At 66.4% G+C, this 22,730-nt stretch carries 21 protein-coding genes; 2 read left to right on the plus strand and 19 right to left on the minus strand.

Annotation, left to right across the window (positions count from 1 at the left end; translation table 11 throughout):
* Window positions 1–7: 7 nt before the first annotated feature.
* Together Q1K49_RS14505 and Q1K49_RS14510 are read left to right on the plus strand one after the other, a co-directional pair.
* On the plus strand, window positions 8–649 hold the full coding sequence (locus Q1K49_RS14505; protein ID WP_300526677.1) for a chemotaxis protein CheC: 642 nt from the start codon (window positions 8–10) through the stop codon (window positions 647–649).
* A complete protein-coding gene (locus tag Q1K49_RS14510) occupies window positions 636–1,121 on the plus strand; it encodes a chemotaxis protein CheD (protein WP_300526678.1) in 486 nt (161 codons plus the stop codon). The genes Q1K49_RS14505 and Q1K49_RS14510 overlap by 14 nt, the downstream gene beginning before the upstream one ends.
* Window positions 1,122–1,405: 284 nt before the next feature.
* Here the strand turns inward: Q1K49_RS14510 and mutL are convergent, their stop codons facing one another.
* From mutL to Q1K49_RS14605, 19 genes are all read right to left on the minus strand, one after another.
* Window positions 1,406–3,322: a DNA mismatch repair endonuclease MutL gene (gene mutL, locus Q1K49_RS14515; RefSeq protein ID WP_300526679.1), complete on the minus strand. Its 1,917-nt coding sequence runs from the start codon at window positions 3,320–3,322 to the stop codon at window positions 1,406–1,408.
* Window positions 3,319–6,123, minus strand: coding sequence for a DNA mismatch repair protein MutS (gene mutS / locus Q1K49_RS14520; protein ID WP_300526680.1), 2,805 nt, complete (start codon window positions 6,121–6,123; stop codon window positions 3,319–3,321). Before mutS ends, mutL begins: the two co-directional genes overlap by 4 nt.
* On the minus strand, window positions 6,120–6,548 hold the full coding sequence (gene ruvX, locus Q1K49_RS14525; RefSeq protein WP_300526681.1) for a Holliday junction resolvase RuvX: 429 nt from the start codon (window positions 6,546–6,548) through the stop codon (window positions 6,120–6,122). Before ruvX ends, mutS begins: the two co-directional genes overlap by 4 nt.
* Entirely contained in the window at window positions 6,545–9,190 is a 2,646-nt protein-coding gene (alaS, locus tag Q1K49_RS14530; protein WP_300526682.1) for an alanine--tRNA ligase, read from the minus strand. Before alaS ends, ruvX begins: the two co-directional genes overlap by 4 nt.
* Window positions 9,191–9,280: 90 nt before the next feature.
* Window positions 9,281–9,460 carry a hypothetical protein gene (locus tag Q1K49_RS14535; protein WP_300526683.1) on the minus strand — a complete coding sequence of 60 codons (180 nt, stop codon included), beginning with the start codon at window positions 9,458–9,460 and terminating at the stop codon, window positions 9,281–9,283.
* 177 nt (window positions 9,461–9,637) lie between these two features.
* A complete protein-coding gene (locus Q1K49_RS14540; protein ID WP_300526684.1) occupies window positions 9,638–10,927 on the minus strand; it encodes an amidohydrolase in 1,290 nt (429 codons plus the stop codon).
* Window positions 10,928–10,953: 26 nt separating this feature from the next.
* Window positions 10,954–12,201, minus strand: coding sequence for an adenosylhomocysteinase (locus Q1K49_RS14545; protein WP_300526685.1), 1,248 nt, complete (start codon window positions 12,199–12,201; stop codon window positions 10,954–10,956).
* Window positions 12,202–12,573: 372 nt separating this feature from the next.
* Complete coding sequence (locus Q1K49_RS14550) at window positions 12,574–13,389, minus strand: fibronectin type III domain-containing protein (RefSeq protein WP_300526686.1); 816 nt, start codon at window positions 13,387–13,389, stop codon at window positions 12,574–12,576.
* Window positions 13,390–14,071: 682 nt separating this feature from the next.
* The gene (gene mtnA / locus Q1K49_RS14555) at window positions 14,072–15,088 is read right to left on the minus strand and encodes an S-methyl-5-thioribose-1-phosphate isomerase (protein WP_300526687.1); all 1,017 of its coding nucleotides are present in this window, start codon (window positions 15,086–15,088) and stop codon (window positions 14,072–14,074) included.
* Window positions 15,089–15,092: 4 nt separating this feature from the next.
* On the minus strand, window positions 15,093–16,331 hold the full coding sequence (gene xseA, locus Q1K49_RS14560; protein ID WP_300526688.1) for an exodeoxyribonuclease VII large subunit: 1,239 nt from the start codon (window positions 16,329–16,331) through the stop codon (window positions 15,093–15,095).
* A complete protein-coding gene (gene nusB / locus Q1K49_RS14565; protein ID WP_300526689.1) occupies window positions 16,294–16,794 on the minus strand; it encodes a transcription antitermination factor NusB in 501 nt (166 codons plus the stop codon). The genes xseA and nusB overlap by 38 nt, the downstream gene beginning before the upstream one ends.
* Before the next feature lie 3 nt (window positions 16,795–16,797).
* Window positions 16,798–17,286, minus strand: a complete 489-nt coding sequence (locus Q1K49_RS14570) for a hypothetical protein (RefSeq protein WP_300526690.1) — start codon at window positions 17,284–17,286, stop codon at window positions 16,798–16,800.
* A gap of 65 nt (window positions 17,287–17,351) precedes the next feature.
* Entirely contained in the window at window positions 17,352–17,930 is a 579-nt protein-coding gene (locus Q1K49_RS14575; RefSeq protein ID WP_300526691.1) for an Asp23/Gls24 family envelope stress response protein, read from the minus strand.
* 51 nt (window positions 17,931–17,981) lie between these two features.
* Window positions 17,982–18,452 (minus strand): hypothetical protein, encoded by a 471-nt coding sequence (locus tag Q1K49_RS14580; protein WP_300526692.1) that lies wholly within the window; start codon window positions 18,450–18,452, stop codon window positions 17,982–17,984.
* Window positions 18,453–18,484: 32 nt separating this feature from the next.
* On the minus strand, window positions 18,485–19,057 hold the full coding sequence (efp, locus tag Q1K49_RS14585) for an elongation factor P (protein WP_300526693.1): 573 nt from the start codon (window positions 19,055–19,057) through the stop codon (window positions 18,485–18,487).
* Window positions 19,058–19,211: 154 nt separating this feature from the next.
* Window positions 19,212–21,035, minus strand: a complete 1,824-nt coding sequence (locus Q1K49_RS14590; protein WP_300526694.1) for a secretin N-terminal domain-containing protein — start codon at window positions 21,033–21,035, stop codon at window positions 19,212–19,214.
* Window positions 20,996–21,595 carry a hypothetical protein gene (locus tag Q1K49_RS14595; RefSeq protein WP_300526695.1) on the minus strand — a complete coding sequence of 200 codons (600 nt, stop codon included), beginning with the start codon at window positions 21,593–21,595 and terminating at the stop codon, window positions 20,996–20,998. The genes Q1K49_RS14590 and Q1K49_RS14595 overlap by 40 nt, the downstream gene beginning before the upstream one ends.
* On the minus strand, window positions 21,592–22,137 hold the full coding sequence (locus Q1K49_RS14600) for a hypothetical protein (RefSeq protein ID WP_300526696.1): 546 nt from the start codon (window positions 22,135–22,137) through the stop codon (window positions 21,592–21,594). Before Q1K49_RS14600 ends, Q1K49_RS14595 begins: the two co-directional genes overlap by 4 nt.
* Window position 22,138: 1 nt before the next feature.
* On the minus strand, window positions 22,139–22,730 hold a 592-nt coding region (locus Q1K49_RS14605), incomplete at its 5' end, for a PilN domain-containing protein (RefSeq protein WP_300526697.1).

Below are 22,730 nucleotides of genomic sequence, written 5' to 3' on the forward strand. Positions count from 1 at the left end.
AACGGCCATGAACGACAAGACCGACGCGGCTCGACTCGACGCGTTCCGGACGGACGTGCTCCGGGAGATCTGCAACATCGGCGCGGGAAACGCCGCCACCGCCCTGTCCAAGCTCATGAACCGCCGGGTGGACATGCGCATCCTCCGGGTGCTTCCCCTGCCCTTCAACGACATCGTGGAATACGCCGGAGGTGCCGAGAACATCGTCGCCGCCGTGTTCGCCCGCTTCGAGGGCTCCCTGTCGGGCAACGTGCTCTTCGCCGCGGACGAACAGGAGGCCCGGCACCTGATTCTCGCCCTCACGGGCACGGAGCAGGAGGGTTTCTCGCCTCTGGCCTGCTCGGTGATCCAGGAGATCGGCAACATCCTCATCGGCTCCTACCTGACGGCCCTCTCGGATTTCCTCGGAATGGAGCTGCGCCCCACCGTGCCCTCCCTCGCGGTGGACATGGCGGGAGCCATCCTCAGCTTCAGCCTCATGGAGATCGGCCGCACCTCCGACACGGCCATCATGATCGACGCCTGCCTGGGTACGGAGGACGCCCCTCCCGGCGAGGAGCGGACGAGCCGCATTTTCCTCCTCCCCGATCCCGAATCGTTCGAGACCATCTTCATCGCCCTGGGGGTCGGAGACCATGGCAAAGATTAAAGTCGGCATCGCGGAACTCGCCGTGGCCCGTTTCCCCGACTCGGTGACCACCCTCGGCCTCGGCTCCTGCGTCGGCGTGGCCATCTACGACGAGACGAAGCGAATCGCCGGACTGGTGCACATCATGCTCCCCGCCATGGACCTGGCGAAAGGGACGGAGTTCAACCGCGCCAAATTCGCCGATTCGGGCATTCCCCAACTGCTGGAGATGATGCTCCGGGCCGGGGCGCTCGGGCGGCGTCTTACGGCGAAGATCGCCGGAGGAGCGCAGATGTTCACCTTCTCCGACAAGACGGATTCGGTGCGCATCGGGTCGAGAAACGTGGAGGCCTGCAGAAGGACACTTCAGAACCTGAGAATTCCGCTTCTCGCGGAGGACACGGGGGGCAGTTTCGGGCGCACCGTGGAGATTTTTTCCGAGACAGGGCTCTACGAGATCCGCGCCGTCGGCAAGGACAGAAAGATCATCTGAACCCGGCAATCCGGCCCCGCGCTCCCGAACACGCCGGAGCCGGACCGCACCGCCCGGGCCGGACTCTTCTCCCGGCTCCGGCGCAGTGCAGCGGAACTCCTTTGTGCAGCGGCATCGTCGTCAGACGTGCTCCCGAACTCCAACGCCTTTCGAAAACCCCGCAGCGCCCACGAACATCGCTGTCGTTTCACGCGGCACACCGCACGAGGACGCCTCTCTTTCGGCCCCGAAGGGGCTTCCGCCCCCCTCCCGGATCACCGAGAACGTTCCCGCCCCCCGAGATGTCACGCCCTTCCGAAAAAGCGCTCCAGAGCGGAACGGGAGAGGCGCAGCAGAGTGGGGCGTCCGTGGGGGCATGTCTCGGGCTCTTCGCAGGCGAAAAGCGCATCGAGCAGGGCGAAGAGTTCCCGTTCGTCCAGAGCATCGCCGAGCTTGACCGAGCGTTTGCAGGCCATGGTGGCCCAGACGCGCCACAGGGGCGAGCGCGGATCTCCCGCTCCTCCGTCTCCCTCCGCCGCATCCAGCGCTTCCAGCGTCCCCCGAAGCAGCGGAACCGGCGGCACTCCCTCGTCCCCGAGGCAGAAGGGCACCTCCGCGAGCAGCAACATTCCCTCGTCGTGCAGAAAGGCGAACCCCAGCTCCTCCAGCGCTTCCCGGCGCTCCTCCGCCCGCAGCGCCAGCGACGGCGGCAGCGCGGGCGGCAGGGCCAGGGGCTGCCGCCGGGTCCCTCCCCGGGCGAGACGGCGGATCTTTTCGTAGTGGACCCGCTCCTGTGCGGCGTGGGGATCCACCAGCAAAAGCCCCTCCTGGTCCTCCACCAGCACATACCCGGCCCGCATGCGCCCCAGAAGGAAAAACCGCCCCGTCTCCGCCGGAGAGCGGGCACCGGACTTTGCCGCTTCGGACGGCTCCGCCCGGAGCCCTTCCGGTTCTTCCGGCTCCGACCTCGGCTCCCGCTCCGGGAAAACACCCGGAACGGACGCCGCCGGAAGGAAAAGGGCATGCCCCGCAACGGGCGAGGCCGCCCGGAACCGCTCCGGAACCTCTCTGTCGGAACGTCTCACGCCTTCGCCCTGACCGAAGCCGGAATCGGGGTCGTCGTACCGCCGCCGCGGGGAGTGCGTCGCACCCTCCTCGTTCCTGGGCCCCTTCCGGAACACACCCGCCGCCGAGCCCTCGAAAAAAGGCCTTTCCGCGTCCGCCCCCGGAGTCCATGCCGCCTCGCCGCCGAGGGGCACCTCCGGAGCAAGCCGGAGTCCCTCGGCGGCGCTCCGGAGCAGGCGGAACACCTGCCCGGCGTTGCGGAAGCGCACCTCCGTCTTCGCGGGATGGATGTTCACGTCCACCTCCTCCGGAGGCACCGACAGAAGGACCAGCCAGTTGCCACCGCTCCCTCCCTGGGTGAGGGCGGCCCGGACGGCTCCGTCGGCGAAGCGGCGCCCGTTCACGAAGGAGATCACCTCCGCCCGGGACGCGCCCGGCAGGGGCTGAAACCACAGCTCCACCGCGGAGGAATCCACGCGGAGACGGCGCATCCGCAGCGGCGGCGCGGGACCCCAGATCTGCCCGAGCAGAAGATCCCGTCGCCCCTCCCCGGAGGAGGCGAAGAGACGCCTTCCATCGGAAAAAAGAAGGAACGACACGCCGGGATAGGCGAGGGCGTATTCCCGAAGAACCGTAGCGACCCGGCGCACCTCTCCCGCGGCGCTCTTGAGAAACTTCCGCCGGGCGGGGAGATTGAAGAAGAGATCCTCCACCTGCACCCGCGTTCCCTCGGGGCAGGACACCTCTCCCTCGAAGAGAATCTTCCCCTCGGCGACCCGGAGAATGCCCCCCTCTCCGGAACGGCCGCGCTCGCGGCTCCGGATCTCCAGCCGCGCCACCGCGGCCAGGCTGGCCAACGCCTCCCCCCGGTAGCCGAGGGTGGCGATGTGCTCCAGATCGTCCACGGTGGCGAGCTTGCTCGTGGCGTAGCGCTCCACCGCCAGGGGCAGTTCCTCCCGGGGAATGCCCAGACCGTCATCCTCCACCACGAGGGAGCGCCGCCCTCCCTCCTCAAGGAAGACGGAAATCCGGGTCGCCGCCGCGTCGAGGGCGTTTTCGAGAAGCTCCTTCACCGCCGAGGCGGGGCGCTCGATGACCTCTCCCGCGGCAACTCGGGAGGCCACCAGCGCCTCCAGCCGACGAATCGAGGTCCTCACGGGGCACCCTCCTCCAGGGCGCAGCGGCTCTTTTCCCGGAGCCGGTAGAGCACCTCCAGAGCCTGAAGGGGCGTCAGAGAGTCCGGATCGAGGAGAGCCAGCTCCTCAAGCACCGCGTCCTTTGCGGCGTCCAGGAGCGAGAGCTGACGCATTCGCCCGCGCCCCTGCCCGGGGACGCTCCGAGCAGCCTCCGCCCCGACGGCGCCGTCCGGAAACGCTCCGGCTCCACCCTCGCCGCCGGGAACGACCCGCCGGGTCTCGAACTCCCGGAGCAGCTCCCGGGAGCGGCGGAGCACCGCCTCGGGAATGCCCGCGCGACGGGCCACCTCGATGCCGTAGGAACGGTCCGCCGGGCGAGGCACCACCCGGTGGAGAAAGGTCACGCCCTCCGCCGTCTCCTCCACGGCCATGCTGCAGTTCGTGATCTCTCCGTGCCGCTCCGCGAGCGCGGTGAGTTCGTGGAAATGGGTGGCGAAGAGCACCTTGGGCCTCGCGCCGCAGGGGGCGAGGAGATATTCCAGCACGGCCCAGGCGATGCTCATGCCGTCGTAGGTGGAAGTCCCCCGGCCGATCTCGTCCAGAACGACGAAACTCCGGTCCGTCACGTTGTGGAGGATCCCCGCGGTCTCCACCATCTCCACCATGAAGGTGGAGAGCCCCCGATCCAGCTCGTCCCGAGCGCCGATGCGGGTGAAAATCCGGTCCGTGAGCCCCACCTCGGCCCTCTCCGCGGGGACGAAACTCCCCATCTGGGCCATGAGGATGAGCAGCGCCGCCATGCGGAGGTAGGTGGACTTGCCCGCCATGTTCGGCCCCGTGACCACGGCGATGCGCACGCCGTCGCCGTCGAGGAGCACGTCGTTGGGAGTGAAGGGGCGATTTCCCAAAGCCACCTCCACCACGGGATGGCGCGCCCCGTGCAGGGCGAGGCGCGTTCCCTCCGTCACGAGGGGACGCACGTACCCTCGCTCCCAGGCCACCTCCGCAAGGGAAGCCGTGGCGTCCAGGGCCGCCAGGGCACGCCCCAGCTCCTGCACGCACGCCCCAGCCTCCAGGGTGGACCGGACCAGCTCCTCGTAGAGGGCGCTCTCCCGAGCGGCAATCCGCTCGGAAGAGCTGCGCATCCGGTCCTCGAAGACGGCGAGCTCCTCCGTGACGAACCGTTCCCCCCCCACGAGGGTCTGCTTCCGGCTGTACTCGGGAGGAATGTTCTCCAGGTTCGCCCGGCTGATCTCGATGTAATAGCCGAAGACCTTGTTGTACCCCACCTTCAGGGACTTGATCCCCCGAAGTTCCCGCTCCCGGGCGGCGTAGTCCCGGAGCCATTCCTCACCGCCCCGGGCGACGCACCGCCACTCGTCCAGCTCCGGATCGGCCCCGTCCCGGATGACGCCTCCGGCGTGCACCAGCCGAGGCGGATCGTCCGCCAGAGTTCGCAGTGTCTCCATCAGCGGCGCGAGGTCCGGAACGGCCCGCAGGGGCTCCCCCGCCTTCCGGCCCTCGCAGAGGGCCACCAGGCCCGGAAAGGCCGCCAGGGTGTCTCGGATGGCCGCCAGATCCCGGGGAGTGCCCACCCGGAGGCTCAGCCGCCCGAGGGCGCGCTCCACGTCGCGGCATGCCCCCAGGGCATCCCGGACGGCCCGGAGGAGCACCGGATCCTCCGTCAGGGAGGCCACGGCGTCCTGCCGCTTCCGGATCTCCTCCACGGAGCGCAGGGGGCGCAGGATCCACTCCCGGAGACAGCGCTTTCCCATGGGGGTGCCGCAGCGGTTCAGAACGGCGAAGAGGGAGAGCGCGTCCCCCTCCACGAGATCAAGGTTCCGCACGGTGGTGACGTCCAGATGGAGAAAGAGTCCCGAGTGGAGGGGGCGGAGGCGCCGCACGTGCCGGGCGGCACTGAAGTGGGTCTCCTCCAGGTAGTCCAGGGCCACCCGAGCGCACCCCGCGGCGGCGTCGCCGGGGAGCACCCCGTGGGCGGCGAGACTCGCCACGGCGAAACGGGCGGCGAGGCGCTCTTCTCCCGAGGCGGGGTCGAAGTGACTCCGCGCCAGAAGGCGCTGAGGAATTCGGGCGATCTGCTCGCGGATCCGCCCGGGAAGGCGCTCCGGTGTCCCCCGGGGCAGCAGGATCTCCTGAGGGGCGAAAGTCGCCAGAAGGGATGCCGCCTCGTTCTCCGACACCGTTCCCGCTTCGAGGGAGCCCGTTCCCGGCGCGAGCAGCGCCAGGGCGATGCCTCCCTCCCCCGCCGGGGCGAGCGCGGCGAGGCGCCCCTCTCCGGAGGGATCCTCGGGGACGTAAGTCCCGGGAGTCACCACCCGGACGACGCTCCGCTCCACCAGGGTGCGCCCGTCCGGCTCCGTCACCTGGTCACAGAGCGCCACGGAGAATCCCTCCCGGACCAGTCTGCCCAGGTAGCCCTCCACGGCGTGAAAGGGAACGCCCGCCATGGGAATTTTCTTCTCCGGGTCCCGGGCGGTGAGGGTGATGTCCAGCACCGCCGAGGCGGTCCTCGCGTCGTCGAAGAAGAGTTCGAAGAAGTCTCCCATGCGGAAGAAGAGAAGGCAGTCGGGATAGCGCTCCTTCCAGAAGAAATACTGTTCCAGCATGGGGGTGCGCTTGATGTCCGGAGGAAGGACGGGAACCTTTTCCCCGCCCGGAGCATCCGGCGCGGACAGCTCCCGCAGAAGAGAAGAACCTTCTTCGCATTCCATTCCGTTCCGCACCGTCACGAAGCCCTCTTCGCCCGCACGCGTCGTACCACGTCCCGCCCCGTCGCAGACACCGGCGTTTTCGTTCCTCATGGGGCGCCCCCGCGCTCCCGGAGCCGGTCCAGGTACCCCTGCAGCAGCACCGTCGCGGCGATCTTGTCCACGTGCCCCTTCCGCTTCTCCCGGGAGACGTCCGCCTCCAGCAGCACCTGCGAGGCCGTCACGGTGGTGAAGCGCTCGTCCCAGGTGGTGATCTCCAGGTCAGGATAGCGACGGCGCAACTTCTTCGCCAGGGTGTGAATCCGCTTCGCCTCGGGCCCCTCCTCGCCGGTGGTGCGCACGGGAAGTCCCAGGACGATGACCTGCACGCCGTAGGCCGCCACGGTCTTGTCGAGTTCCGCGAGCCAGTCCCGATCCGCGGCGAAGACGGCGATCCCCTGGGCAAAACTGCCCAGGGGGTCGCTCACGGCAACTCCGATACGGACGGTCCCGACATCGAGTGCGAGAATCCGTTTCATTTTCCGGAGACGAGCTTTTCCACCACGGCCGGGACCGCAGCCAGCGCCTCTTCAGCCTTGGCGGGGTCCTTGCCGCCCGCCTGGGCGGTCTGGGCGCGTCCGCCGCCACCGCCGCCGGCGATCCGGGCGATGTCCCGCACCACATTCCCCGCGTGGGCGCCCTTCTGCACCGCCGCGTCGTCCGCCATGGCCACGAAGAGCACCTTCTCCTCCGTCACGCCCGCGAAGACCACGAGCACCGGGGAGAGCGCGGCCTTGATCCGGTCGCCCACAGCGCGGAGCAGCTGGTCGTCCGCATCCCGGAAGAGCCCCGTCACGACGGAGATCCCCGCCGCGTCCCTTCTGGCGGCCACCAGGCTCTCCACCCGGGCGAGATGCACCCGGAGACGCTCCTCCGTCAGAGCCTTCTGGAGGTGCTTCACCTCGTCCTGAAGGGCCTCCACCTTCGCGACGAACTGGTCAGGATCGCCGCCGAGACGCAGGCTCAACTCGGACACCACGTGGGCCGTGTCGAGGACATGCTCCACCGCGGGCATTCCCGCCACGGCGGTGATGCGGCGCACCCCCGCGCCGATGCCCTCCTCGCGCAGAATCTTGAAGAGGCCGATGTCCCCCGTGGCGTCCACGTGGACGCCGCCGCAGAGTTCCGTGGAGAAGCCGGGAATGGAGACCACCCGCACCTCCTCGCCGTACTTCTCGTCGAAGAGCGCCTTGGCGCCCTGTTTTTTCGCCTCGTCCAGCGTGGTGTGGACCACCCGGAGATCCTCGTTCCCCAGGATCTGGGCGTTCACGATCCGCTCCACCCGCTCGAGTTCCCGGGGATTCACCGGTGCAAAGTGGGTGAAGTCGAAGCGGAGCAGCTCCGGCGAGACGAGGGAGCCCGCCTGGCGGACATGCTCGCCGAGCACGCGGATCAGGGCCTCGTGGAGCAGGTGAGTCGCCGTGTGATGGCGCCGGATCGCGGTGCGGCGCTCCACGTCGATCCGCGCCGTCACGGAGTCCCCCACGGAGACGGCGCCGGAGACGACCCGCCCCCTGTGGACCGTGAGCGTTCCCGCGGCGATCACCGTGTCCTCCACGACGATCCGCCCCGAGGGACCTTCCAGCACGCCCCGGTCGCCCACCTGGCCGCCCCGTTCGCCGTAGAAGGGCGTCCGGGCGAGCAGCACCTCGACGACGTCCCCCTCTTCGACGCTCGTCGCGGCGGCGCCCAGGGCGACGAGGGCCTTCACCTCCGCGGTCTCCTCGGTCCGGTCGTAGCCGACGAAGGCGGTGCTGCCGAGCGCTTCCGACAGCTCCGTGTAGAGCGTCCCCGACAGGGTGGAGGCGAGCTGCTTGCTCGCCGCCCGGGCACGCTCCTTCTGCTTGCGCATCTCCTCCCGGAACTCCCCCTCGTCCACGGAAACGCCCTGTTCGGAGCAGATCTCCTGGGTGAGCTCGAAGGGAAAGCCGTAGGTGTCGTACAGCTCAAAGGCCACTCCGCCCGGCAGGGCCGTCTCACCCCGGGCCTTCCGGGAGCCGACCTCCGTTTCGAGGAGAAGACTTCCCTGTTCCAGGGTGCGGCCGAACTTCTGCTCCTCCAGGGAGATCACCGACTCGATGGTGGCCCGGTTCGCCAGAAGTTCCCCGTAGGGATCGCCCATGAGTTCCATCACCGTGGGCAGCAGATCGAGCAGAAAGGGCCGATCCACGCCGAGGAGGCGTCCGAAGCGCACCGCCCGCCGCAGAAGGCGCCGGAGCACGTATCCCCGTCCCTCGTTGGCGGGAAGGATGCCGTCGGCGATCATGAAGGCGAGGGCGCGCACGTGGTCGGAGATGACCCGCACGGCGAGATCGCCCCGGGGAGTGGCGCCGTAGGACGTTCCCGAGATGGCGCAGGCCTTGTCGATGAGGGGTTTGAACAGGTCGGTCTCGAAATCGCTCTTCACCCGCTGCACCACCGAGGAGAGGCGCTCCAGCCCCATCCCCGTGTCGATGTTCTGCTTCGGCAGGGGGATCAGCTCTCCCGCCTCGTTCCGGTTGAACTGCATGAAGACCAGATTCCAGATCTCCAGGTAGCGGTCGCAACTGCACCCCACGGCGCAGTCCGGCCTGCCGCAGGAGAACTCCGGCCCCTGGTCATAGAGAATCTCCGAGCAGGGACCGCAGGGACCCACGGGACCCACGGCCCAGAAGTTGTCGTCCTCGCCGAGGCGGACGATCCGGTCCTTGGAGAGCCCCACCGAGGTGTGCCAGAAATGGAAGGCCTCGTCGTCGTCCAGATAGATCGTGGCGTAGAGGCGGTTCGGATCGAGCCCGACCCGTTCGGTGAGGAACTCCCACGACCAGGGGATGATCTCCTTCTTGAAATAGTCTCCGAAGCTGAAATTGCCGAGCATTTCAAAGAAGGTGTGGTGCCGCGCCGTGCGTCCCACATTGTCGATGTCGTTGGTGCGGATGCATTTCTGGCTCGTGGTGGCCCGAAGCACCTCCGGCCGTCGTATACCCAGAAAAAAGGGCTTGAACGGCACCATTCCCGCGATGGTGAAGAGGATCGTCGGATCCTCGGGAATGAGGGAAAAGCTCGGGTAGCGCACGGAATTCTTCTCCTCGAAATAGGCGAGGAACAATTCGCGCAAGTCTCGTCCCTTTCTCCACTGCATGGTCTCGTCACCTCTTCCGCAAGTTCTGCCGTCGTGTCCTTCGTCGCCGCTCCTCGCCGTCCTGCCGCGGTATACCTCCGTCGCCTTTTCTCAGGCGGCGCTTTCCGGGGTGTTCTCGCGATCCTTTCCCGGCGGCGCTTCCGCGGACGTCTTCCGCCGCCCCTTTTCCATCTCCCGCAGCACCGCGTTCGCGCCGTCCCGGGCAAAGTGCCGCAGAAGAGGGCGCAGGCTTTCGCGAAGCACCCTCGCCGCATCAAGGAAGCTCTGCATAAAGACCTTCCGCTCCTCCTTGACCCGAGTCACACCAGGCCAACTCGGATCAAGCAGGACCCCCTCTCTCGATCTCAGTTCGCATCCGCCTTTTCCGAAAGCGGCACGGCGTTTTTCAGAGTTTCCTCAGGATCTGCAAGGCACTCTGCGGAGCTGACGCGCCCTGTTCAGAGGCTCTTACATCTCAAGAAGTTCCCGCCGGGCACTCCGCGAGGCCGCGAGGATCTCCTCCGCATTCAGGGTGGGGAAACAGCCGTTCTGGTAGACCCATTTTCCCGCCACCATGGTGCCCGTCACATCCATGGCGCTTCCCGCGTAGACGAGATACTGGGCGAGGTTGCCCTCGTTCCATCCCACGTAGTGGGGCGCGTCCAGGTCCACCAGCACCAGGTCCGCCTGCCATCCCTCCCGAATGAGTCCCACGTCGCTGAAGCCGAGCGCCCGGGCGCCTTCGAGGGTGGCCATGCGAAGCACGTCCCGGGCGGGAATGACCGTGCAGTCCCGCCGACATCCCTTGTGGAGGAGCGCCGTCATGCGCATCTCCCCCCACACGTCGAGGCGGTTGTTGCTCGCTGCGCCGTCCGTTCCGAGGGCCACGTGGACTCCCGCCCGGAGCATCTCCGGAACGGGGGCGATGCCGCTGCCCAGCTTGAGGTTGCTCGAAGGGTTGTGCACCACCGTGAGGTTGTTCCGGGCGATGCGAGGAAGCGCCTCGGGGTCGAACCACACGCCGTGGGCGAGGACCGCGAAGGGGGCGTCGAGGATGCCCGTCTCCTCCAGCAGGTCCACGGGGTCCCGTTTCAGTTGCTCAAGAATGTATCCCTTTTCCCATTCCGTTTCAAGCCAGTGGACGTGCACGCCCACGCCGAGTTCCCGGGCGGCGTCGGTGACGACCCGGAGCTGTTCCGGAGAGAGCGTGTAGGGTGCGTGGGGACCGAGCTGGACGGAGATGAGCCCATCCCTGCCGTGCCAGTTCCGGACGAGGTCGCAGGCGTTCTCCAGGCGATCCCCGATGCCTTCCTCCCCGGCGGAGATGATGCCCCGGCAGAGCCCCGCCCGAACCCCCGCGTCAAGGGCCGCCTGGGCGGTCTGTTCCATCTCGAAGTACATGTCCCCGAAGCAGGTGACGCCCCCGGAGACCATTTCGAGAAGCGCCTGTTTCGTCCCCCAGGCGAAGTGCTCCCGGCGGAGCCGGGCCTCCACGGGCCAGATGGACTTCTGCAGCCAATCCATGAGGGGTTTTTCCTCACCGAGGCCGCGCAGGAGCACCATCACCGCGTGGGTATGGGCGTTCACCAGGCCGGGGATGAGCGCGGTCTTTCCGTAGCACTCCACCACGCTCTCTCCCGTCCCCTTTCCCGCGGGAAGGACCGCCGCGATGCGGCCGCCCTCGACGGCCACGTCGGCAAAACGGGCTCGCTCGCTTTCACCATCGAGAACGACCACGTGACGCAGCAACAGACCCATGACGAACGACCACCTTTCCTCTCCGCCTAGTCTTCCTTCCAGCTGTCGAGGTAGACCCGCTGCTCTTCCGTCAGCTCGTCCAGGGCGATGCCGAGGCTCTCCAGCTTGAGCCGGCCCACCTGCAGATCCAGCTCCTCCGGCACATTGCTCACTCCCGGGGCGAGGCGGGTGGTCCAGATGTGGAGCGCCGACAAAAGCTGCATGGCGAAGCTGAGATCCATGATCTCCACGGGATGGCCGTCGCCGGCGGCGAGATTCACCAGCCGTCCCTCGCCGAGCAGGTGAAGGTGCCGCCCGTCCCTGAGCGTATAGGTCCGCACGTTGGGGCGGAAGCTCTCCCATCTCTCCGAGAGCCCTTCCAGATCGGGAATGGAGATCTCCACGTCGAAGTGCCCCGCATTGGCCAGAAGCGCGCCGTCCTTCATGACCGCCATGTGCTCGCCCCGGATCACCCGGGTGTTCCCCGTGACGGTGACGAAGACATCCCCCAGGCGCGCCGCCTCCATCATGGGAGCGACGTGATGCCCGTCCATGAGGGCCTCCAGCGCTCGGTGGGGGTCAACTTCCACCACCACCACCGTGGCGCCCATGCCCCGGGCTCTCGTGGCGACGCCCTTGCCGCACCAGCCGTACCCCGCGACGACCACGGTGCGGCCGGCGATGAGCAGATTCGTGGTGCGCAGCAGCGCGTCGAGGACGGACTGCCCCGTTCCGTACCGGTTGTCGAAGAGATATTTGCTGTAGGCGTCGTTCACGGCGATCATGGGGAACCGGAGAAGTCCCTCCCGGTCCAGGGCGCGCAGGCGCTTCACTCCCGTGGTGGTCTCCTCGCAGCCGCCCCGGATGCGGGGGATCAGCTCGGGAAACTCCTCGTGAACCATGGCGACCAGGTCGCACCCATCGTCGATGAGCACGTCCGCGCCGCCGCGCAGCGCATCCCGAAGGTAGTCGAAATACTCCTCGGGAGTCATGCCCCGCCTGCTGAAGACCTGCACCCCCTCCTCCACGAGGGCGGCGCACACATCGTCCTGGGTGGAGAGGGGGTTGCTTCCCGCGGCGACCACCTCCGCGCCCAGCTCCTTCAGGGTCCGGAGCAGGCAGGCCGTCTTGGCCTCCAGGTGGAGACAGGCGACGAGGCGACACCCCGCAAGGGGTTTCTCGTCCCGGTATTTCTTCGCCAGCAGCGACAGGACCGGCATGTACTGCCAGGCCCAGCGGATTTTGTTCGCCCCGGAAGGAGCGAGGGAAGAATCGGCGATACGGCTTGTCGTCATGGCGTTTCCTCCTTAAATGCGTTCATGGCTTCCGCAACGGCTTCACAAAAGTCTCACAAGAGCTTCGGCGGATCCCTGGAGCATGCCTCCGCCGCTTTCGGACGTCGGAGATTTCACAGATGGCTCCGGCAGCCGAGGTCTCTTCAGAAAAGCAAAGGAACCTCTGAAGAAGGCCGAACCGACCTCACGAAAACGCGATGCGGTCAAGGTCGACAGAGCGAGGAATCCTTTTCATCAGAGTTTCCCAAAGGCGAGACGGAGACACGACTGTTACCGGGCTGAGAACCCGGCTTCCTGGGCCCTCTTCAGAAAAAAGAAGGCGGACGGGCAACATGCCTCCCCGCTCCGGCGGGCGCCTTCCGGCGAAATCCGTCAGTTCCCGCCGCGGCGCCTCCGGAAACGAGCGGCCAAAAGAAATCCCGCCAGAAGCGGCAGGGCCGCCCAGGGAGATGCACCGCCCAGGGCGCATCCTCCGCTGCTCAAAGGCTCGTCGATCTCCATCGTCCGGAAGGACCAGACCACCGAGGAAGTGGTGTTCCCCCGGTCGTTCGTCGCCTCCACCCGCCAGAAGTAGAGGGTTTTCCCCTTCAGCGGCTGAGGCGGCGTGAGATGCGGAACGGTGATCCCCGCACCGTCTGCGGGAACGGTCATGTTCTGCGAGGTGGTCCCGAAGTACACCGTGTAGGTGACACCCTCGCTCCCCGTTCCCTCGCTGGGGCTCCATCGGAGCGAAATGTCCCCCGCCGTCTCCGTGGCCCCGTCGGCGGGATCGGGCGAATAGGGTGCGCTGGGATAGCCCTCCGCGACGGTCGTAAAGGCCCAGACGTCGGAGGTGGCCGTCACCTCGCCGTTCGTCGCCCGAACATACCAGTAGTAGGTCCTCCCCACCTGAAGATCCCCGGGAGTGTACAGCGTGGACGCATATCCGGGACCCGCGACGCGCTGAATGTTCTGGCTGGAGGACCCCAGGTAGACTTCATAGGTGAATTCCGAGGAAGAAATCTCCTCGTCGCCGCTCGTGACGGTGATGGACCAGCGAAGGCTCCCCGTGACGGGAAAATCCGTCTGGTTGTTCGTGGGGCTCACCGGTGTGAAGGCGACCTCCGCCGCCGTAGCGACGGCGCAGACGCCGGAAACGCAAAGAAGTGCGAAGAAAAAAACGCAAAGGACATTCCGTGCTGTTCTCACCGGTTCCATCTCCTTCTCCGTGTACCGTGGCGTGTTGAGCCTGTGCGGACCGTGCTGTCTTTTCGCGGGACGGGACGACGTATCTCTTCCATTGCAGCTCCGCTACCGGGCGCGTGCGCTGCGGAAACGGAGCGACCTCTCGCCTCCGCCTCCGGGAGAGACCGAAAACGACACGCATTCTCCATGTCTCACCGCGGAACGAGCAACCCCCTTCCATCCCCGGAGAACTCGAAAACGCCGCTCCTCCGTCCCCGACAAACCGAAAAAGGCATGTGCTCCCTCCGCCTCACCGTGAAAGCAACGCCGCTCCTCCGTCTCCGGCAACGTCTGCAAAGGACACGCGCTCCCTTCGACTCGCCGCGACACCCACAAAAAACACGTCGATGGATGCAGGAAAAGCGACATGTTCCTCAAGAGCAAACCCGAGCGTCGGTTCCGCCTTGGCGCATTGCGCCACCGGACTCCTCGGAAGATGGCATGGAGAAGTTCTTCTCCGCTCTACGGAACCTCTGAGGAACCTCTGAAGAAGGCTACGCCGGCCCCCCAGGGCGCCTCGCGGAGCCTGATGCGACTCGAGTCAAGGGAAAGCGAAAGGTCTTTATTTCAGAGCTTCCCTGAACAATGCCGCGCTCACCTCGGAAAAACTCGATGCTGCGATCGAAAGAGGGCGATTCCTTCTTCATCAGAGCTTTCCTACGCCCTTTTCCGCCGTCCCGAAGCGATAGGGAGGAAACGCCACGGACTCCTCGCTGATGATGGCCGTGATGAGCGTTCCCGGGGTGACGTCGAAGGCGGGGTTCCACACAGGAATGCCCTCGGGGGCCGTGCGCACGCCGCCGAAGGAACGGACTTCCTCGCCGTTTCGCTCCTCGATGGGGATGGCCGCACCGTGCGACAGGGATGGGTCGAAGGTGCTCGTCGGAGCCGCCACGTAGAAAGGAATGCCGTGGTGACGGGCCAGGACGGCCACGCCGTAGGTGCCGATCTTGTTCGCCACATCGCCGTTGGCGGCGATGCGGTCCGCTCCCACGATCACCGCGTCCACCCGTCCCGAGGCCATGAGCGCTCCCGCCATGCCGTCGCAGACGAGCGTCACGGGGATGCCCTCCTCCCGGAGTTCCCAGGCGGTGAGGCGCGCACCCTGGAGCACCGGGCGGGTCTCGTCCGCGTAGACGCGCACGTCCTTTCCGGCATGGACGGCGGCACGGACGACCCCGAGGGCCGTGCCGTATCCTCCCGTCGCAAGCGCACCGGCGTTGCAGTGGGTGAGTACGGCGCACCGCTGCGGAAGCAGGGCCGCTCCGTTCGCGCCCATGGCGCGGTTCATGGCGATGTCCTCCTCGTGGATCCGCACCGCCTCGTCAAGCAGCCCTTCCGCGAGGGTCACATCGCCCTCGAAGCTGCTCCTCGCACGCATGCGCTCCAGCGCCCAGAAGAGGTTCACCGCGGTGGGGCGAGTCCTGGCAAGGCGTTCCTCCGCTCCGGAGAGGGCTTTCCGTCCTCCCGCACGGGCGGCGAGGGCCATGCCGTAGGCCGCGGCGATGCCGATGGCGGGAGCGCCCCGCACGGCGAGCGTCTCGATGGCGACGGCCACGGTTTCCACATCGCGGCAGACGAGATGGCGCACGTCTCCGGGAAGAACCCTCTGGTCGAGAAGAATCAGGGAGCCGTCCCTCCATTGCAGCGTCTCGGGTAACACGCTCTCACTCCTTCCCCGGTCCGGGTACGTGAGATGTCATTTCCTCCGTAACCTCCGCACCGATCTTTCCGTCGGCGAAGCAGAGGCGCACGCCGTCCCCCCGGCGCAGCGCGGCACCGGAGACGACGGGATGTCCGCCTTCGTCCTCGCAGGAGATGAACCCCCGGGACAGCACGCTCAGGGGAGAAAGGACGTCCAGCGCGGCGGCGAGCCCGCCGAGACGGGCCTCGGCGCGCATGATCCCCTGGGACATACGCCCGCGAAGCTCCTGGAAGGCCCGGACGAGCCGGGTCTCCGCCTCCGCGAGGGCCCCCCGGGAGATCGCCGCGGTCATGCGGTGCCGGAGCTGGGCCAGATGCTGCTCCAGTCCGCCGAGCCGGCGTTCCGCGCTGCGGCACAGGTGGCGCCGCTGGAGCGCGAGCTGGGAGAGCAGGGCATGCCTGTCGGGAAACACCCGTTCCGCCGCCGCCGAGGGGGTGGAGCAGGCCGCGTCCGCGGCGAAATCCGCCAGGGACTGGTCCACCTCGTGTCCCACGCCGGTCACCACGGGAACGGGGCAGGAACGGAGAGCCCGGACGATCCGCTCGTCGTCGAAGGCGGCGAGATCGTCCCGCGATCCACCTCCCCGAACGAGGAGCACCACCTCCACGCCGGAGGCGCTTCCGGCGATGCCGAGGGCGCGGGCGACGCTCTCCGGGGCCTCGAACCCCTGGACGACCGCGGGAACAACCAGGATGGCGCAGGCGGGACAGCGCTTCCGGGAGACCTTGAGAACGTCCCGGACCGCCGCCCCCGTAGGGGATGTCACCAGGGCCACCCGCATCGGCCAGGGCGGCAGGGGGCGTTTGTGACGCGGATCGAAGAGGCCTTCCCTGGCAAGGCGCTCCTGCAGCTCCGCCTTGGCCCGGGCCTGGGCGCCCGAACCCGCGGGGATGAGGCGGCGGGCATAGAGCTGGTAGGTGCCGCGGGCGGCATAGACGCCGATGCGCCCCTCCACGAAGACTTCGTCCCCCACTTGGGGCCACTGGGGCACATGCACGGCGTCGCCCCGGAAGAGCACCGCGGCGAGGCGGCTTCCCGCATCGCCCACGGTGAAGTAGACGTGTCCGCTGGTGTGCCGCTTGAGTTCCAGGATTTCGCCGCGGACGACGCAGTTCTGCAGAAGGGAGTCCGCTCCGAGCAGCCCCTCGACCCGGGCGTTGACCTCACTCACCGTGAGAAGTGTCTTCCGGAACTCCCTCATCCCGTTTCTTTCTCTCCCCTTCGTCGCCGTCGGCGCCGAGTCCCTCCAGGGCGCGGACGATGCGTCCCAGCACGCCGTTCACGAAACGTCCCGATTCCTCGGTGCCGAAGACCTTGGCCAGTTCCACCGCCTCGGAAATCGCCACGGCGAGGGGCGTCGTCTTCGCCACGGACCCCTCGTACAGGGCCATCCGGACCGCAACGCGATCCACGACGACCATGCGCTCGGGGCGCCAGTTCACGATGTAGGTGCGGATCAGCGTGTCGATGGCGACGCGTTCGGACCAGACTCCGAAGACGAGTTCCTTCGCGTACCGAACGACCTCCGGGTCCTCCGAATCCATGGGGAACGTTCCCAGCACCGATGCGGGCAGTTCATCCGGGCGCAGATCCAGCGTGTAGAGAAGCTGCAGAGCGATCTCCCTGGATCTGCGTCTTCTCTGGGGCAGCAAATGTCTTTCCACTCTTCACCCTCGCAGACGTCGCAGAATATTTCGAACCATCATCCGTCCCCGCACGTCGAGGACGAACCACGCCGCGCCGAAGGCGATTCCTCCGGCGACGAGCGCCCGCACGAGACCGGGAACACCCATGTGCGCAAGCCCCACGAGCAGGGCGACGGCACCTCCCCAGGCACGTGGATCGTGAAGCATCTTCTCCAGAGAGCCGCCCTCGGAGGGCTTCTCCGCGGCGAGCCACATGACCTCCACGGCCTCGAAACCCAGAGGGGTCAGGAGGCGGCGGACCAGTTCCGCGGCGGACCGGAGGCGCTCTCTGTCCGCCGCGTCGCTTCCCTCGGAGAAGCCGATGCGCGGCACGAGCAGCCCCTTCTCGTCCCAGAGCGCTACGTCTTTGCACTGAAATCCCTCGGGCAGTTTTTCGTTCAACAGCGTCCGCACGCCGCTCTCGGAGATCCAGAGCTTTCCTTGCGGTGACGATTTCCAGTACAAGAACACGGGCCTCACCTCACAGAACAGGAGCCGGCCCTGCGAAGACCGGCTCCTTCACGATCAGCCCACGATCAGGAGTTTTCCTGATCCTTCTCCGGCTCCTCCTCGGGGCGATGGGGATCTCCCGACACGACGAAACCCGGCGTCTGGGGCATCGTGTCTGCCTGCTGTCCGCCGTGTCCCTGGGAAGCGGGAGGCGCGGGCGGCGACTCCGGTTCGGCTTCGTTGAGATAGATGCTCTGCACGTAGACGTTGACGGATTTGACGTGATAGCCCGTGTACGTCTCAAGATGGCCCTTGACGGACTCCTGAACGTCCCAGGCGACATCGGGGATGCGCATTCCGTACTTCACGGAAATGTAGGCGTCCACGAGAATGCGCGGAGGCATGCCCTCCTCGACGGCGATGCGGATGCCGTTCGTGGTCTTCCGTCCCAGTCCGAGAGAAGCCAGCGGCCCCGCTCCGGCGGGCTTGACCCCGTGGACATTCTTGAGAGCCTGCGTCGCCAACTGCAGAATCACTTCCTCCGAGATACGAACCTCACCATCGGCCTGAGGACGGAACTCCTCGGGCGCGACATCCTCCTGCATCTCGTCCTCCTGAACAGCGTCCTCTTCGAGATCGAAGTGCTCCCGGTCTTTCTGCTCCACCTGATCCGAACCTCCCCTCCGTGCCTGTCCCTGTTCCCGTTCAGTACCGCCCTACTCCCGCAGCGCGAACATACGACCGCACTGGGGACACTGAAGTTCCTCCTCGTCCTCGTAGGCATCGGGGGCGAAGAAGAACACGTGGCCGCAGTGCACACACACACAGGACTCGTACTGGTCGAGGAGATCCTCATCCTCGTCGTCTTCCCCGTCGAGGGACTCCTCCTCCGAAAAGGAGTCGTCCTCCTCGTCGGAACCGCCGAAGGTCCAGGAAGACCCCCGCTGGGGACCGTCGAAGGATTCCACCACCTCGTCCAGGTCCTCCCGAAGTTCCGCGATCTCTCCGGCGAGTTCCTCCAGGTGTTCCTGCTGGTCCTCCGCACGGCGCTCGTTCTCCTCGATCTGCTCCGCCAGGGCGGCGAGAGCGGCGACAATTGCGTCGTACACCTGCCGATCCGCTGCTTCCAGCGAGGTTCTGGCATCGAGCATGCCCCTTATGTAGGCTATCGTCTCCCGCGCACGCACGTCGGATCACCTCCGCCCTTCTTCGGGGCCGTCTACTTCTTGGCCCGTTCGATGTACTGACTCGTCCGGGTATCGACGACGACGACCTCTCCCTCGTTGATGAACATGGGCACGTTGATGGTGAGCCCCGTTTCAAGGGTCGCGGGCTTGCCGCTCCCCGACACGGTGTCCCCCTTGAAGCCCGGGTCCGTCCGCACCACCTTGAGCTCCACCGACTTCGGGAGTTCGATGGTCATGACCTTTCCCTCGTACATCTCCAAGTTCACGTCCAGGTTGTCCTTGAGAAAGAGCACCGCATCTCCCAGAATCGCCTTCGACAGGGAAATCTGATCGTAGCTGTCCAGATCCATGAAGACGTAGCCGTCCCCCTCCTGGTACAGATACTGGGCGGGCTTCTCGTCGAAGACGATCCGCTCGAACCGTTCGCCGGAACGGAAGGACGTCTCCACGATGGATCCCGTGAAGAGGTTCTTCGCCTTGGTCTTCACCGTCGCCCCGCCCCGCCCCATCTTGTGATGCTGAAAATCAAGCACTTCCCAAACGCTGTCCTGCCACTTGAACTTCAATCCGCTGTAAAAATCACTGGTGTCGACTACCTGCGCCATGGACGCACCCTCCCGATCCTTCCGACAGTGCGGAGCGAATTTCAAACGTCCGTCCGTTCTACGACGGTTCGTCAAAGAAACAGATTACCCGATAGCATGGTCCTTGCCAAGCCGGGAAATGCGGGTCTTTCTTCCGGGCCTGTCGGAAGGGCGGTCAGGGAGCGGTCGAACGCCGGATTTCCGTGCTCTCGATCCCGCCCTCGGGAATGTCCAGGATATAAGGAACGATGACCATGATCACCTCTGTGGTCTTTTCTGATTTGCTCGTGGTGCGGAAGAACGTTCCCAGCAGGGGCAGGTCTCCCAGGATGGGAATCTTCGACACGCTCTCGCTGCGACGAGTGTCGAAGAGACCGCCCACCACGAAGGGCTCGCCATTGCGGACCCGCACCCGAGTCTCAACCTCCTGCTTGTTCGACTCGGGAACCTGGAAACTGGAACTTTCCTTGAAGGTCACGTCTCCCGTGGCGAGCTTCATGGCGAGGGTGATCATTCCCTCCCGGCCGATGGTAGGAACGATCTCCAGAGTGGGCCCCGCCTCCACGTCGCCGTAGGTGGGGTTTCCCGCGTCGTCCCGCCCGGAAACGTACTTGATCTGCTGGGTAAGGCGCACCACCGCCTTCTCGCCGTCCACGGCGATGACCGTCGGCTGGGCGAGCACGTTGGAGTTCCCCTTGGCGGTGACGGCCCGGAGCCCTCCGTCGAGCATGCGCATGGTGTTCTTCATGATGTTCTCCGGCTCGATGCCGTCGGGAGGCTGGATGAGCGCGTCGTCGTCGTAGTCGGGGTCGTATCTGTCGGGCTTGTTGGAGTCGATGTAGCCGATCACGCCGCCTCCGGGGCCGTAGGTGAAGTACCAGTGTTTGTACACCGCGGAGAGGGAGGCCTCCACTTCGTCGCTGTCACTCTTGGCGACCTGGATGATTCGGGCCTGGACCATGACCTGCCGTCCCGGATGGTCGATGCGTTCGAGGAAGCGCGCCACCTCGTCGAGGATCTCCGGCGAGGCCGTGACGTAGAGTTCCCGGAGCCGCTCGTCCACCACCACCTTCTGCACGTCCACAAGCCCCTGAATCAGCGCGGGTAACGCCTTCGGATCCCCGTAGCCGATCCGGAAGACCCGGGTGGTCTCCCGCCCCAGGGTCCGGGCCAGGTTCTCCCGCTTGCCCACCAGAATGGTGTTCCCCACCAGGGCGTAGCGAATGTCGTACATGCGGAGCAGGTAGTTCATGGCCTGATTGAAGGGAACATCCTTCAGGCTGAGCGTCACGGACTCCGTGGGCAGAGAGGGATCGCAGACGATGTTGCACTTCGTCATCCTTCCGAGCATGAGAAAGACGCTCCGCAGCTCCATGTCCCGCACGTCGATCGTCACGGGAGTGGTCCGCTGGAGGGGATCCCCCGCGGCGGGAGCAGGTGGGGGAGGAGTCGGCGACGGCCCCTGGGGGCGATAATAGGCGGGGGAGAAGAAGAGGGAGACCCGACGCAGCGGAGGGACCCCCTCGGGCGCTTTGAGCGACAGCGGCAGCGGGGACTCCACGTCCATCCGCAGGCCCCGCTCCTCCTGCATGAGGGAGATCCGGTCCAGCATGGGAAGAGTGTAGGCACGCTCCCATCCCCCGGCGGGAAGGGAGACCCCGGGCCAGAAGAGCGTGATGCGCCCCGATTCCTCTCCGCGCACCACCGGAAGGGGAAGTGCCGTTCCCTTCGCTTCGAGGATGAGCATGTTGCCCCCCTGGTTCGCCTCGATTCCCTCGAAGACCGGAAGAACAAGCGACGCCGACGCGGGGACGGCGGCCAGGACGCCCAGAAGCACCCCCAGACTCCAGAGAAGACCGCGGAGAACGCGGCACGTTTCGAAAAGCGCTCCGCCGGAGCAGTCCGGAACCGGGATTCCCGCAAGCCCCGCGCCGTGGCGTTCGCTCCGGGGATTCACCGTCATTCCTCCATCCGAAGTTCTATACGTCTGCCCGCCCATGAGACGACCACCTTCTTCTCGGAAATGGAAAGCACCCTGCCCAGCCCTCCGCCGAATCGCGTTCCCGGTTCCACCAGGAGTTCCGAGGACTCCCCCTCCACGTCGAGCACGGCGCTGCGCCGCTCTCCCATGAGGACCACCGCCCGGAGCACCATATAGGGAGGAAGGATCTCCTGCACCGTCCGGGCCGGCTGCGCCGGTGCCGCCACCTCCACCGCGACCGCCGGGGCAAAGGCTCCGGCGGGGGCGAAGGGCCGACGGTCCGCGGCGACGGTGAGCGCCACCAGCTGCCGGCTGGTCTGCCGGGAAAGCATGGTGGCGGAGAAGTCCTTCACCATGCCCTCCAGCCGGGCGCGATCCTCCGCCAGAACAATCTCCCCGGAGGATCCCGGAACGACGTCGCTTCGGGCCAGGAGGCGCCACAACCCCATCCCCTCGAAGAGGACGAGTCCGAGAAAGAGGGCGAACAGAAGGATCCGCAGCCCTCTGGCCCCCGGGGATTCCCCCTGGAGCAGCTCCGACAGCGCCTCGAAGGGAGACTCTTCACCGGCGAAACTCATCGTTCTCCCTCTCCTTCCAGCACCGTCTCCAGCAAGGTCGATCCCGTCACGCGCCCCTTGTTGTCGGAGAAGGCGAGGGACAGAGAGCCCACGCGCACCGTCACGGGCATGACCCGCCAGTCCGCCATGGCCTTGAGAATCGTGTAGTAGGGGCCCTCGAACTCCACGGTCACGGCGGTCCGCCCGGAAACCGTGGCCTGAGCGGGGGCGATGCGCTTCACTTCCACATCGTATTTGGTCAGCTCGCTCTCCACCGCCGAGAAGAATCCCACCCGGTCGCGGGGGAACTGCAGCACGTACGCATCCAGGCGGGAGAGAGAACTCTTGTAGAGTTCCAGAAGAGCGGAGGTGCGCTCCAGATGCCGCTCCATCGCGGCCGTTTCACGCCGCAGATCGAGAAGCCTCCGTTCCTCCTCCCCGAAACGGGCGCGGAGACGCTGGTTCAGGAGCACCCCCCCCGCCACCGCAACGACCAGGAAGAGCACCAGAAGAAGCGAAAAGACACCGAAACCTCCGGAAAACCGCCTTTTCCTCTCCGTCATCTCATTCCCCTCCGGTGGAATCGCCCAGCGAGGCGAGGTCGGTGAGCGAACAGGACAGACTGAAACGCACGAACCGCCGCCCGTCCCGGACAACACCGCTGGTGACGGGAAGACTGACCTCCCGCACCACCGTCGCCTTGGACAGCGCATTGCCGAAGACCACCACGTCCCCTTCGGAATAGGCGTATCCCTCGGCCTCCGCACGCCCGGGCCGGACGGAGACCCGGTCCACCCACACCGTTCCGGGAAGAGATGCTTCGAGGGCCGCCAGAAATTCCAGGGAGGGAATGTCCTCGCGCACCATGGAGAGCACCTCCGCGTGGAGTTTTTCCTGCTGTTGCAGTCGCTGCAGCTCTCTATCAAGCTCCTTCGCCTGCCGCTCCAGGGAAAACATCCGCTCCGAGACGGAGGCCGCCTCGTTCCTGAGGGACTCCAACCGCAAATAGCCGAGCAGCGTGTTTCCGAGAGCGAGAGCGAGAAACACCGCGAACAGGACCGCGAGCACCAGTCCTGGGCGCCCCGACTGCCGTTGCTGGGCTTTGCTGCGATATCTCTCCGGCCTCAGATCGAAACGGACACTCATACGAAATCCT

It is taken from the genome of Aminiphilus sp., assembly GCF_029975095.1.
Taxonomy (GTDB): domain Bacteria; phylum Synergistota; class Synergistia; order Synergistales; family Aminiphilaceae; genus Aminiphilus.